The following is a 13,894-nucleotide window of genomic DNA, read 5'->3' as shown; positions in this document are numbered from 1 at the left end:
CGGAGTCCAGCATCCTGTCTCGCAATGTGCCTACTCGCCACGGTGCTCCACGCCGAAGGCCGGACCAGCGCCATTGCCGGTGAGGTCCGCGACGAATCCGGTGCATCCATTCCCCGAAGCTCGATTGCCATCCGAAATCTCGATACGGGCAACCTGCGTTCGACGCAATCCGACGAATCCGGCCGGTACCGCATCGCCTTTCTGGAACTCGGCCGCTATGAGGTGACCTTTGAAGCCGCCGGCTTCACTCCTCAATCCGTCAGCCCCGTGGAATTGACCCTCGACCGCGAAGTGGTCGTGAATCCGGCCATGAAAGTCGCCGGCAACACCTCCGTTCTCCAGGTCAGCGCCAAAGTGCATTCGATGGACACGTCCGCCGCTGCCCTATCCTCCCTGGTGGGCCAGGAGCAGATCAGCGAACTCCCCCTGAACGGCCGCGACTACCTGCAACTCGCAACCCTCCAACCCGGCGTCCTGGTGGCGCGCGCGCAGGGGCGCAATGCCAACACCGGCTTCGGAATCCAGTTGTCCATCTCCGGTTCGCGCCCCGTTCAGAACAGCTACCGGCTCGACGGCATCAGCATCTCCGACCACACCAGCTCCACACCCGGCAGCATCAACGGCCTGAATCTCGGGGTCGATGCGATCCGCGAGTTCGTCGTGCTCAACGGCACCTATGGCGCCCAGTACGGACGCGCGGCCGGAGGCGTCATCAACGCGGCCACACGCTCCGGCGGCAATGAGTTCCACGGCACGCTCTATCACTTCCTGCGCAACGACAACTTCGACGCCAGGAATTTCTTTGACGGCGCCGCCCCGCAGGAGTTCCGCCGGAACCAGTCAGGCGCCAGCGCGGGCGGACCCATCGCGAAGAACCGGCTCTTCTTCTTCGCCAATGCGGAAGCGCTCTGGCAGGCCCGCGGCTCCACGACCATCAACACCACCATCAGCGAACGCACTCGCGCGGGCATCCTGAAAGACCGGACGGTGACCGTCGATCCAGCCATCGCCAGGCTGCTCAGTCTCTTCCCTCGTGCCAATGGTCAGGATTTCGGTGAAACGGGCCTGTTCATTTTCGCCAACCAGACAACCGGCAACGAGCGCTTCCTGTCGACGAGAGTGGACTGGCTGGCCTCCTCCAGCGACTCGCTGTTTCTGCGCTACAACCTCGACTCCGGCAACCGGAACAGCCAGACGCCCTTCGCCCTCGGACAGCAGCTCAACAACACACGGACCCAATCCGCCGTTCTGGAATCGCAGCATGTGTTTTCCGCCCACATCATGAATGCCGCCCGCCTGGGCTTCAGCCGCTCCGTCACAAACTTCAACGTCACCCACGCCTCTGATCCGGCTGTCGATGACCCCAGCCTGATCTTCGTGCCCGGCGCGCGTTCCATCGGCTTGGTGAACGTACCCGGCCTCACCCAGTTCCCCGGCGGCTCCGAGGCGCTGGACGCGGAACTCGATGCCTTCTCCTCCTTCCAGGCGTACGACGATTTCACCGTCAGCTCCGGCCGGCACATCCTGAACATCGGTGCGTTTGTCGAACGAACGCGGTTCAACCAGGACAGCCGCAGCAGCCAGAACGGCGAACTGACCTTCGCCTCTCTGGCCGACTTCCTCACGAACAGGCCCCAGCGCCTCAGGGCCCAACTGCCCGGCTCCAGTACTGTCCGCGGCTTCCGCCAATGGATCGCCGGAGGTTACCTCCAGGACGCCTGGCGCATCACCCCACGCTTCCGCATCGACCTGGGCCTGCGCTACGAATGGACCAGCGTGCCCACGGAAGTGAATGGACGCATGTCCAACCTGGACGATCTCACCAGCCCGCAAATGCGCACCTCCGGCCCCCTGTTCGACAATCCTTCCCGCCGCAATTTCGCCCCGCGCGCCGGCATCGCCTGGAACCTGCCTGGCCGCCCGGGCACCGTGCTGCGGAGCGGCTACGGCATCTACTCTGACCTGGTCCTCTCGCAGTATCTGTTGATCACCGGCGTGCGCAATCCGCCCTTCTACCTGCGCGGTGACGCGAACGCCGTCTCGCCCGGCGACTTCCCCTCCGGGCTTTATCAGCGGCTGGTCAACTCGCCCAGTATTGACTTGCGCGCCGAGCGCATTCCCCGCAGCTTCACTCAGCCTTACGTCCAGCAATGGAACGTCAACCTGCAGCAACCCCTCGGCCGCGCCGGCCACCTGGAACTGGCCTACGTCGGCTCACATGGCCTGCATCTCTCGGCCCTCATCGAGGACGCGAACCTGGCTGTGCCGCAGATCCTCCCCGACGGGCGGCTGTACTTCGCCGCCGGAGGAAAGCGGCAGAATCCCGCCTTCGGCATGATTCGCAACCGCACGTTTGATGGGCAGTCCTTTTACCAGGCCGGTCAGCTCAACTTCACGGGCCAATGGCGCCGCGGCCTGACGCTGCAATCGGCCTACACCTTCTCGAAGAGCATCGACGATGACTCCGTCACGTTCGCCCACAACGAATCCTCCAACTCCATCGGCATTCCCGTCAACAATCCGCGCTTCAATCGAGCCTTGTCGAACTTCGACGTGCGCCACTCGTTTGTCACCAACACCCAGTGGCTGGCGCCAACGAAATCCTCAGGCTGGGGCCGGCTCATCAGCGCGTGGCGCATCGGCGGCGTGGTCTCCGTCGCCTCCGGCCTGCCCTTCTCCGCAACCCTCGGCTACGATGCCGCACGCACTCTCACCGGACGACCAGACCGCCTGGGCGGCCAGCGCCCCGACCTCAAGCCCGGGGCCTCCAACAACCCCGTGACACACGATCCGCTCCGTTGGATCGATCCTTCCGCGTTCCAGCGCCCCGTGCCCGGCTACCTCGGCAATCTCGGCCGGAACACCATCATCGGACCCGGACTCTTCCAGGCCGACCTCTTCCTGGGCCGCGTCTTCCATCCCCCATGGACCGGCGATCGGGTAAAGGTCGATTTCCGCGCGGAAGCTTACAACGCCACAAACCATACAAACTTCGATCTCCCCGACCCCAGCCGCATGCAGGTCTTCAGCAGCACGTCCACGCCTGAGGATGTGGGCCGCATCACCAGCGCCGGCCCCAGCCGCGAGATCCAATTCGGCATTAAGGTGGTCTTTTAATTTCGTGAGCTTCCTCGACGAGATCCGGATGACCTTGCGCTATACACGGGGGCTGCCCGCGTTCCTGCGCCATCCGCTAACGCCTGCGCAGTGTGCTGAACTGATCCGCAGGCGCATGGCCTCGAGAAGTGCGTCGTTTCTTGCCCTAGCCGAACGAGGTATCTTCCAGAACCCTGGCGGCCCGTACCTGCCGCTTTTCCAGCGCTCCGGCATCGATCTTGCCGAACTCACCAGGCGCACGTCCCAATTGGGCGTCGAGGGCGCTCTCCAGTCGCTGTTCGACGCCGGCATCTTCATGGAACTGGCCGAGTTTAAGGGCCAGCGGGCCCTGTCCAGAAACGGCTACACCGCGGCCTTGAGGCCCGAGGACTTTGACAATCCCCTGCTGCGCGCCCAGTTCTCCGGCCGCAGCGGCGGTTCGCGGGGGCACTCGCGCCGCCTGCTGCTCGATCTCGATCTGATCGCGCACGACGCCGCCTGCCACTACATTCACCTGGCTGGCCTGAACGCGCTGGAACGTCCGTATGCCGTCTGGCGCCCCGTGCCACCCGACAACTCCGGCGTCAAGAAGATCCTCATGCAGGCCAAGCTCGGACGCCCCACGGCCCGCTGGTTCTCCCAGTCCCCGGTGGATGCCGGTAAAGGCAAATGGAAGTATTACGGCTTCACGCGCCAGACCCTGGCCATCTGCAAGCTGTTTCGCCAGGCACAACCGGCGCCTGTCCATGTGCCGCTTTCCAATGCGATCCGTGTCGCGGAGTTCCTGGCCGAGGTGCGGGCTAAAGGCCGCCCGGCCTACCTGGACACACTCGCCAGCAGCGCGGTACGTGTGTGCCAGGCCGCCCGCGCGGCCGGCCTCGATATCAGCGGCAGTCTATTTCGTGTCGGCGGCGAGGCGCTCACTGAGGCCAAGGCGCAGGCCGTCGCGGAAGCCGGCTGCCGCATCGTCTGCCACTACTCCATGTCCGAACTCGGCCCCGTGGCCATGGCCTGCGCGGACAGCATCGGTGTGGACGACGTTCATCTGCTGCTCTCGAAAGTCGCCGTGATCCAGCGGGCCGACGGCGCGTTGCTCTTCACCTCCATCGATCCCAGTTGCCCCAAACTGATGCTCAATGTGGAGACCGGAGACACGGCCACCCTCGAACGCCGCGCCTGCGGTTGCCCCTTTGGTAACCTCGGTTTCGACCTCCACCTGCGGGACATTCGCAGTTACGAGAAACTGACCAGCGAAGGCATGCACTTCCTCGGCACCGAACTGATCGCGCTCCTGGAAGAAGTCCTGCCGCGTGCCTTCGGTGGAGGCCCTTCCGACTATCAGTTAGTGGAGCAGGAAGAGGGTGGACTCTCGCGCGTGCAACTCGTCGTCAGGCCCAGCGTAGGCCCAATCGACGAGCCGCGAATGGTCCGCACCGCTCTTGAGTTCCTGGCCTCATACTCCCGCGGCCACCAGCTCATGGCCAACTTCTGGCAGGACGGCTCCACTTTGCAGATCAGACGGCAGGAGCCTTTCACGACGAAAGCCGGCAAAATCCTGCCGTTGTATATCAACAGATGAAACAGGATTCGAGACTTGCGCGGTGGAGCGCTTCCATCGGCCCCGGCATCGTATTCGCCCTCACGGCCAGCGGACCCGGCAGTTTCGTGTCCAACGCCACAGCCGGAGCAACCTATGGCTATGCCCTCGTGTGGGCGCTCGGCTTCACGCTCCTCTTCCGCTATGCCTGGCTCGATACGTCCGCCCGGTATGTCCTCGTAACCGGCGAAACGCTGCTCGATGGCTACCGCAGGCTCAGCAAGCCGCTGGTCCGGATCGTGCTGGCTGGCACCATCGTCGTCCGCCACCTCTCGAATATGTATAAGGTGGTTCTGCTCGGCAGTTGCATCCACCTTCTGCTCCCCCTGCCCTTCCCCTGGAGTGCCCAGTTCTGGTCGGTCTTCTCCATCGCGCTCGCCTTCACGATGATCTTCTGGGGCGGCTATCAGGTCATCGAGCACTGCTGCAAGGCGCTGGTCGCGGTCATGACCGCCTCCCTCATCGTCGCTGCGTTCCTCTCCCACGCCGACCCGGCCGCCCTTTGGAAGGCTCTCATCCTGCCCGGCCTGCCCGCCGACAAAGGCGCCTACTCCGCGGCCCTGCTCGTCATGGCCTTGATCGGAACCGAGGCCGGCTCGCTCACGAACCTGACCTACTCTTACTTCCTCCGGGCCAAAGGCTGGAGTACGGCCCAAGACCTGCCGCGCCAGCGCTTCGACCTCTTCACCAGCATCGCCTGCATCTTTCTTCTGGGAACCCTCGTCCAGATCGCCGCCGCTGCCTCCATCCACCCGCTCGGCCTGAGACTCAAGGATGCCAACGACCTCGTGAAGATCTTCTCGCAGAGTTTGGGCGTGGCCGGGCGTCTCATCTTCGGCGCCGGCATGTGGGCCTCGGCTTTCTCCGGCTTCATCGGAGGAACCACGGGCTACGCGCTCATGGTCACAGACATCCTTCGGAATGGAATGGTGAGCGCCCGCGCACCGGACCATGCGGCGGATGCCAGGCCCGCCGGTCTCGCCTCCAAACGCCCGGCGCCGGAAACACGCCGCGACCCCTACTTCCGGGGCTTCGTCGCCTTCTGGTGCTTCTCGCCCCTCTACGTGCTGTTCACGAAATGGGAACCCGTCGTGATCATCCTGATCGTGAACTCCCTCATGGTCGTGCTCATTCCCGTCCTCGCCCTGGCCCTGCTCCGTCTCACCAACGACAGGAAGCGTTTGGGAGCCTACACCAACGGGTGGACCACAAACACCATTCTCGCCGTCATGATCGTCGTCTCCATCTGGCTGATGCTCCGCAATCTCATCAATTGGTGGTAGCGCCGGCCGCTGCCGCCGAGGCCGCGCCTTCGACAGAGATGCGAGAGATGATGTATTGTCAGATCGGCACTTTGAAACCATTCATCGGGGCAGCCACCTCCGGGAACCCTCGTCGGGCTGCATCGATTGAGGATTGTTCTCATTGGGCGATCAGTTCGATCGTGGAGCCGGCCCTTGGGTCCTGCCAGGGAAGCACCGGGTGGTTGATCTCTTCGATCCTGGTCGTCGTTGGAAAATGACTGGCATCTCGAGACTCAGGAGTATAACGATGACGAAGAGGATGGCATTCGGCCTCTGTGCTGCGTTCGCAGCGGTGGCGTTGGTTGGTCAGGTGGGCTTTGCCCAACAGGCGGCGGCTCCGGAAAAGCCCCTGGTTTGCCCGCCGGAAGGATTTAGCGGCGGCTTCACCAAAGGCTGCCCGCAACGGCAATTCGCATACCCCTCGGACATTGCTGCCATGATGGCCGCCCTGCCCGACAAAGCCCCCGCCACTCCGCAGAAGGTCCGCCGCGTGCTGGTGCTCGGCCGCGCCGTGACCTGGGTTCACACTTCCATTCCCCTGGCCGCCAAGATGGTCGAATACCTCGGCGACAAGACCGGCGCCTGGATGACCACCATCACCTACGATGCCGCCGACATCAACCCGGAGAACCTGAAGCAGTACGACGCAGTCTTCTTGGCCAGCACCACAGGCGAGTTCCTGGACGACCCCAAGGATAAGCCCGTCACCGACATCCGCCGCAAGGCGCTGCTCGACTTCGTCAAACAGGGCAAAGGCATCGCCGGCATCCACGCCGCCACCGACTGCTACCACAAGACCACCCGCGGAGCCACACCGGAAGCCGCGCCCATTCTCACCGGCACCTGGCCCGAGTTCAACGAAGTGATGGGCGGATTCTTCAAGTTCCATTGGGTCTACCCCACCCTCATCACCGTGAAGATCGACGACCCCAAGAGCCCGCTCACGTCCATGTTCCCGGCGCGCGGCTACGAGATCGTCGATGAGACGTACACGTTCGCGCAGGATTCCTATAGCCGCAGCAAGGTGCACGTCCTCACCAGCGTGAACTACGCCAAGATGAGCGCGGAAGACAAGGCCAAGGAGCCGGCCAACACGAAACGCACCGACGGCGACTACGCGTTGAGCTATATCCAGCGCGTCGGCCAGGGCCGTGTCTTCTACGAAGCCCACGGCCACGATGAAAAGGTCTACTTCTCACGGCCCTTCGTCGCCCACATGCTCGCCGGCATCCAGTACGCCCTGGGCGACCTGCCCGCCGACGATTCGCCCAGCACGCCCGCCAGCCACTAAACCCTGGCCCACGGTTTCCAATCGACAAGCGGGCATCCACGGCAAACGCGGATGCCCGCACGTCTCGGTCAGCGATGCCGGGTACGCCGCCTTGAATGAAAGTTCCTGGGCATAGTCGTGCCTGCCGACCAATTCCTGGCTGGCTCTCTGCCATCGATCCCAGACACCGAGCCGGCGGCCTGCCCAAATCGGAGCAGCCCTACTCTTCTTCTTTTTCTCCGTCCAGCAAACGCATCCCCTCGAACGTCTGCGGCGCAATCAGTCCGGCGTGTGCGTAGACGAACAGCTTGTCGCGCGAATCCGTAATGTCCAGATTGCGCATCGTGAGCTGGCCGATGCGGTCGAGCGGCGAGAACGCGCCTTCGTGCTTTTCCATGGTCAACCGCTCGGGCTTGTAGGTGAGATTCGGACTCTTGGTATCGAGGATGGAGTAGTCGTTACCGCGCCGCAGTTCGAGAGTCACCTCGCCGGTGATAGCCTTGGCCACCCAGCGCTGCAGTGTCTCGCGAAGCATCAAAGCCTGCGGATCAAACCAGCGTCCCTCGTAGAGCAGGCGGCCCAGGCGGCGGCCCATGGTGTGGTACTGCTCCAGCGTACCTTCGTTGTGGATGCCCGTCACCAGGCGCTCATAGGCGATGAAGAACAGCGCCATGGCCGGCGCTTCATAGATGCCGCGGCTCTTCGCTTCGATGATGCGGTTTTCGATCTGGTCAGACATGCCCAGGCCGTGGCGTCCACCCAGCGCATTGGCGGCGAGCACCATATCCACGGGATCGGCGAACGACTTGCCATTCAAAGTAACCGGCAGTCCCTCTTCAAACCCGACGGTCACCGTTTCCGGCTGAACGTCCACATCGGACCGCCAGAACGCAGTGCCCATGATCGGCTCCACGATCTTGATGCCGTTGGCGAGAAACTCCAGATCCTTGGCTTCGTGCGTCGCGCCCCAGATGTTGGAGTCGGTGGAATACGCCTTCTCCTTGCTCATCTTGTAGCCGAGGCCGGCCTTCTCGAGCAGTTCGGACATCTCCTTGCGGCCGCCGAGCTCATCGATAAAGGTCTGGTCCAGCCACGGCTTATAGATCCGCAGCTTGGGGTTCACCAGCAGGCCGTAGCGGTAGAACCGCTCGATGTCGTTGCCCTTGTAGGTGGAGCCGTCCCCCCAGATGTTGACGTCGTCTTCCTTCATGGCGGAGACCAGCATGGTGCCGGTGACCGCGCGTCCAATCGGTGTGGTGTTGAAGTAGGGGACGCCGGCGGTCGTGATGTGGAAAGCTCCGCATTGCAGGGCGGCGAGGCCCTCGCGGACCAGTTGCTGGCGGCAATCGATCAGGTGGGCCTTCTCAGCGCCGCATTCCAATGCCCTGCGGGGGATGGCATCATAGTCCGCCTCGTCCGGCTGGCCCAGGTGCGCGGTGTAGCAATACGGGATCGCACCTTTCTGGCGCATCCAATAGATGGCGGCGGAGGTGTCAAGTCCGCCCGAGAAGGCAATGCCGACCTTTTCGCCGGCGGGAAGAGATTGGAGAATGTGACCCATGGTGATTCGCAGTCTTTGAGGGGTAACTTTCTATTCTAGCGAGTCGTGGCCGGTCGAGCGGTGGGAATCGAAGGGCACCGGCGCTTCGACGGGCTCCCGACAAACCACTTGGGGGCCAGCACCCCCAGCAAATCCCTGGACCACACAGTCGGAACTGCCGGAAAAGCTACCTGGAATCAGCGCGTTACAGGCGTTCCCCGGTGTCATAACCGGTCAGGGCCGCCGGTCTCCGAGGATCATCGCCTCAGCCCCGGCCGGACCTGTACTGAGAATGTAGATTTTGCCATCCGGACCCATTGCGGCTTCCGTACTGAGTTTCAACTTCAGCCCCACATTCCACACTTCTTTGCCCTCGGCATCTGTTCGAATCAGCCGCTTCTCGTCATATAGCTGCGAGCTCTCGAGCCGATAGAAATCACTGCCGGCATCCTGCGCGAATGGACTCGACACACCGTGCTCCGAGGCAATCGTGAACACCTTGCGCCCGTCGCGGATACCCAGCAGTTGCTGTGGGCTGGAACAAAGCCCAAGTACGGTGCCGTTGGCCAGCAGCATCTGGCTGGAGAATGGGCACTCAGCCGCGTACGTCCAAAGAACTCGTCCGTCGCTCGCCAACAGATACTCGGTGTTCGACCGTGTCTGCGCGGCAATGTTCCCATTTCGCCCGACTACCGGGTCCCGGTTGCACTCATAGTCCAGCGTCGTTCGCCACTTGAGTTTTAGGGGATTCAAAGGCATCTCGATCGCTGGCTCGCGTCTTTCGCCCCCAGCGTCGGCGCACCGGGCGGTGGGAATGAGCGCCGCCTCACGGCTCAGCTCCAGCGACCGCCTGGCGACCACCGCTGGATCGGTAATCTCGCCGCCTTGACCCGCCGAGTTGAAGCAGAAGAGCTTCTCTCCTCCGTAGTAGGAACGGATCCAGAGGAGACCATTCGCCGCGATCGACAGCCTCGCAGCATCTCCAGCCAGCCGGTACTGCCAGAGAACCCGGCCGTCGCGAATCGCCCCGATATCCCCTCCATTGCTGGAAACATACAGCGTGCCATCGGGTCCGAAGGCCAGGATCCGCGCGCCCGTCGCGCGAAAACGTGTCAGAATCTCCGGTTTGGCGATTCCGCGCGGCAGCGGCTCGGGCACGCTGCGCATCTGTGCCCCCTCGATCACTGGCGGCAGATCCTCGATTCGTTGAGCCGGATTGAGGGGCGCCAGCGGCGGGAGCTCCTGTGGTGCCGCCGCGCTCTGCACCTCACCCGGCTGCGAGGCAACCGGACTCTTGCCTGACTCGCGGATCAGGAAGGGGATCAAAATCAGAAATCCCAGCACAACCGCCACGATACCGGCGGGCGTGGCGGCCTTCCCCTTCTTCGTCCGGAAGCGCCAACCCGCCCGGGACATCGACTTCGTCTTGGCTTCATCTGGCACTGGCTGCGGCGCGACGGCGGGCACCACTGGCATCGGGGCCGCCGGTGGCGGTTGCCGCAACGCGACAGCAAAGTCCGTGACATCGTGAAATCGATCCGCCCGCTCTTTCCTGATCGCTCTCTGAATCGCGGCATTCATATGCGCCGGAACAGAGGCAATGGGTGGCGGCGTCACCTGCAGGTGAAAATAGACCGGCTGCGCATTGCCGAGCGGAACCGCCCCCGCCAGGCAGGCGTAGGCCACGAAGCCAAGCGCGTAAATATCCGTTTCGGCGCTTGGCATCTCGCCGCGAAACTGCTCCGGAGCCATGTATGCCGGTGTTCCTGAGATACTCTGCGACATCTCGACCCGCGATTGCTGCACCGCCTTCGCGAGCCCGAAGTCCGTCACCTTGATGTCGGCATTCAGCAGTGTCGGCGGCAGTGCCCCGTCCCTCAAATAGCGCCGGCGTTCGTCTCCGGTGAGTTGAACCAGCAGGTTCGCCGGCTTCAGGTCGCGATGGATCACGCCCATCGCATGCGCGCGCTTCAAGCCCTGCGCAACGTGGTCCACAACGTGTTGCAGTTCTTCAGGCGGCAGCTTCCCCCGCCTGCTCAGCACTTTGTCGAGACTCGGCCCGCAAACGTACTCAAGAACAAGAAACAGCCCATCGGCCGTATCGGCCAGATCGAACAGCCGGACAATGTGGTTATCGGAAAGTCGCGCCAGGATCCTCGCCTCACGCACGAGCGCTTCCCGCACCCGCGGCTCGATCGCCAGTTCCAGCGGCACCCGCTTCAGCGCCACCTCGGTATCGAGTCGATGATCGCGAGCGAGATACACCTCGCCCATGCCGCCCCTCCCCAGGGTCGCAAGGATTTCGTACCGGTCAGCGATCATTTGCCCTCAACCTCGTGAGCAGGAACGGCCAGTAGTAATTGCATGCGGGAGTTGCGAATCAGAACCATACCAGGCAGCAGAATCGCATCACGGGGCGAGTACACAAAATGGTAGCAAATCGACACCTCACATTCGCCGGCCCGGCACGCTCCCGGCCGAGTCGCGCCCTCCGCTACTCCAGCTCTCGAATCCGGATATTGCGATACCAGGCGTCCCCGCCGTGATGCGTGATCACCAGCGGGTACCTCTTTGAGGGGTCGGCCTTCAGCTCGTCCAGATTCTTCAGCTTCGGGATATCTTCCCGCCCCTGTGCCGCCATGGTCCTGCGCAGCGCCTCCGCTTCCAGATCGGCGTCGAGCACTTTCACCCCGTCCAGCCAGTGCTCCACGTGACTACCCTGCACCAGGATCCGCGCCGAGTGCCACTGCTCGATCGGCAGCGGCGGCAGCTTCACCGTGGGTGCTGCGAACAGGTACAGCGCTCCGGTTCCATGGCTCGGTTCCACCTTGGCATCGGCCACTCGTTCGTCGTCGATCAGTTGCAGCTCCAGCCCCAGGGCCTTGGGCACCTCCGGATCGATCCGCCCCACCTCCGGATTCGGCCGCATGCCGAATACCAGGTACTTCACCCCGCTGTTGGTGCCTTTCGCCAGCTTCCAGTCGAACATCAGCTCGAAGTTACGGAAGCTGCGTTCCGTGGAGATATCGGCCCGCTTGCCCTTGGCGACCGATTGGATCGTCCCGTCCTCTACCGTCCACCCTCCATTGGCCGGGAACTGCGGCCTCGCGAGTGTCCGCCAGCCGGCTGAGGTCTTGCCGTCGAACAGGGACTGCCACTGGTTGGCGCCAGGCAGATCCCAGGCTTCCAGCAGGCCGAAAGTGAAAAACTCCGGGAACTTGTCCACCGTCATGTCGCTGCGTAGCACGTCGTGCAAGGACGACAACTCTCCATGGGTCTTCGTCGCCGGGATGGCTTTCGGATCCAGCTCGGCCGCCACCGCGGCGATCAGGCTGGTGCGAGGCCCGAAGGATTCCACCGTCACCCCGACTTTCGCCCAGCGAGCAACTGCCGCAATCTGGCTGGCCTGGATTCCCAGCGGACGGTCGCCCACGGAGGAGATCAGCAGCGCGAACAGCCAGTCGCGTTTCGCAATCCTCGATTCGCCAAAGTAGAAGGGATCCACCGCGATCACCCGGCGGCCCTCCTGCTTCACCAGCCTGCGGACTTCCGCCGCCAGCGCGGCCCGGCCCTGGTCGCCCATCAGCAAGGTGACCTTCTGATTCGACGGATCGCCCATCTCGACCACTGGCAGCGTCCAGTCGTTGTCGAGCCGCAGCCGCCAGGTGCGAACGGGAATCCCCTCCACTTCCTGCCCGGTCCCGGCCTCCGTCGCGCTCACTTTGTACACATGCGCTTTGACGACGTCCGACAGCTTCGCGGCCCCTGTCTTGCGCGGCAGTCCTTCGCTCAGCTTCAGCGCGAGCCTGTGGATATCAATGTTGTCAGCCGGCAGTTCGACCCGCAACTGCTCCGGCGTCCGGACGTCGCTCTCGGACGGAATCTCCTTCTCGGAGAACGCCTGCTCAGCGCCGCCATAGAAATTGTCGCGGACGAAGCGATAGAACGCCTCCCGGTTCTCCTGGCCGTAGTTGTGCCCCGGATCGAAATTGATATGCGCCGTCAGCTTGTCCGCGGCGCCATACAGCGCGTAGTAGGGGCGCGCCGCCCAGATCAGCGGGGCGTTCGCATAGTCGCCCCGGAAACAGCAATTGTCGTACGCGTTATTGCTGATCATCGTGGGCTTCGGAGCCCGCATCGCCGTCAGCGTCGTGTAATCCGCAATGCTCGCCAGGTCCACCGGAGTCTGCTCACTGTCGCCCAGGTCCTGGTCCGGAAATTGTGCGCGCGTCACAAAGCTTGAATACCCCGCCACGGGAATGGCAACAGTCACCCGTGGATCCAGCGAACTGATGAAGATAGTCTGCCAGCCGCCGCCGGAAAGACCGGTCACCGCCACGCGGGCAGGGTCCGCGTTCGGCTGCGCCAGCAGGATGTCGAGCCCGCGCTTCTGGGAAAGGTAGTGCAGCGCGACGCCATTGGTCCCCAGCAGATCCAGTTGGTTGGTCCGCGTATGGCTGAAGCCGTCCGCCTTCAGCTGACCCAGGCCCAGCCATTCGAAATTGAGCGCGAGCGCGCCCTTTTTCGCCTGGTTGATACAGCGGATCTGAATGTAGTCGTTCGCCACGCCGGCGCCCTCATGGCCGTTCGTGTTCAGGATCACCGGAACCTTGCCCGCGAGCTTCTCCGGCTCATACAACAGCGCCGGAATCCATAGTCCCGGAATCACCTCGTACCGCAGCTTCCTGATGCGGTAGCCGTTGCCCGGGATCACGTCCAGCCACTCCACTCGCGTCTTCGCCTCCGCCCACTTCCGGCCCTCCCCGCGCAGTACGACATCCTTCAGCACACGCTGCCGCAGCTCCTCTTTCGCCTGCGTCCACTGCTGCGCGCTGCTCACCAGGGGCATCGACTTCACGTGGGAAGCGGTGTAGACCTGAACCTCCACCAGCGGCTGGTTGGCAGCCAGAATCGGCTTAGCCAGTGCGTCTTCCAGGCTGGGAGCTTGTGCGGCGGCGGACAGGACTGCGATCAACGCGAAGAGGAACAGCCGAAGGATCTTCATCGAGTAGTATGTTAACAGCCTGTGCCGGAACTTCCGCTGGCCACTCGTCGGCTTCCCAAATCCAGGTCCCATGGGCGCCTCA

Annotated in this window: 7 protein-coding genes; 4 read left to right on the top strand and 3 right to left on the bottom strand. The window is 63.3% G+C overall.

What is annotated here, in order from left to right:
* The first annotated feature begins 24 nt into the window (after positions 1-24).
* From IRI77_RS03395 to IRI77_RS03380, 4 genes are all read left to right on the top strand, one after another.
* A complete protein-coding gene (locus tag IRI77_RS03395; RefSeq protein ID WP_194450678.1) occupies positions 25-3,117 on the top strand; it encodes a TonB-dependent receptor in 3,093 nt (1,030 codons plus the stop codon).
* A gap of 4 nt (positions 3,118-3,121) precedes the next feature.
* Positions 3,122-4,675: a phenylacetate--CoA ligase family protein gene (locus tag IRI77_RS03390; protein WP_194450677.1), complete on the top strand. Its 1,554-nt coding sequence runs from the start codon at positions 3,122-3,124 to the stop codon at positions 4,673-4,675.
* On the top strand, positions 4,672-5,976 hold the full coding sequence (locus IRI77_RS03385) for an Nramp family divalent metal transporter (RefSeq protein WP_194450676.1): 1,305 nt from the start codon (positions 4,672-4,674) through the stop codon (positions 5,974-5,976). Before IRI77_RS03390 ends, IRI77_RS03385 begins: the two co-directional genes overlap by 4 nt.
* A gap of 268 nt (positions 5,977-6,244) precedes the next feature.
* Entirely contained in the window at positions 6,245-7,288 is a 1,044-nt protein-coding gene (locus IRI77_RS03380; RefSeq protein ID WP_228486576.1) for a ThuA domain-containing protein, read from the top strand.
* A 199-nt stretch (positions 7,289-7,487) separates the two neighbouring features.
* On the opposite strand, the gene argG is transcribed toward IRI77_RS03380, so the two are convergent.
* From argG to IRI77_RS03365, 3 genes are all read right to left on the bottom strand, one after another.
* Entirely contained in the window at positions 7,488-8,828 is a 1,341-nt protein-coding gene (gene argG / locus IRI77_RS03375; RefSeq protein ID WP_194450675.1) for an argininosuccinate synthase, read from the bottom strand.
* Between the two features lie 213 nt (positions 8,829-9,041).
* Complete coding sequence (locus tag IRI77_RS03370; protein WP_194450674.1) at positions 9,042-11,129, bottom strand: serine/threonine-protein kinase; 2,088 nt, start codon at positions 11,127-11,129, stop codon at positions 9,042-9,044.
* Between the two features lie 172 nt (positions 11,130-11,301).
* Positions 11,302-13,812 carry a 3-keto-disaccharide hydrolase gene (locus tag IRI77_RS03365; protein ID WP_194450673.1) on the bottom strand — a complete coding sequence of 837 codons (2,511 nt, stop codon included), beginning with the start codon at positions 13,810-13,812 and terminating at the stop codon, positions 11,302-11,304.
* Positions 13,813-13,894 lie beyond the last annotated feature (82 nt).

It is taken from the genome of Paludibaculum fermentans (genome assembly GCF_015277775.1).
GTDB lineage: Bacteria > Acidobacteriota > Terriglobia > Bryobacterales > Bryobacteraceae > Paludibaculum > Paludibaculum fermentans.
This window is presented reverse-complemented; position numbering and strand designations above follow the sequence as displayed.

What these genes read in the sequence shown, in the direction of transcription:
- IRI77_RS03385 (WP_194450676.1), top strand. Translation starts at nt 4,672, where the DNA reads ATGAAACAGGATTCGAGACTTGCGCGGTGGAGCGCTTCCATCGGCCCC.
- IRI77_RS03370 (WP_194450674.1), bottom strand. Translation starts at nt 11,129, where the DNA reads ATGATCGCTGACCGGTACGAAATCCTTGCGACCCTGGGGAGGGGCGGC.
- IRI77_RS03380 (WP_228486576.1), top strand. Translation starts at nt 6,245, where the DNA reads ATGACGAAGAGGATGGCATTCGGCCTCTGTGCTGCGTTCGCAGCGGTG.
- IRI77_RS03395 (WP_194450678.1), top strand. Translation starts at nt 25, where the DNA reads ATGTGCCTACTCGCCACGGTGCTCCACGCCGAAGGCCGGACCAGCGCC.
- IRI77_RS03365 (WP_194450673.1), bottom strand. Translation starts at nt 13,812, where the DNA reads ATGAAGATCCTTCGGCTGTTCCTCTTCGCGTTGATCGCAGTCCTGTCC.
- argG (WP_194450675.1), bottom strand. Translation starts at nt 8,828, where the DNA reads ATGGGTCACATTCTCCAATCTCTTCCCGCCGGCGAAAAGGTCGGCATT.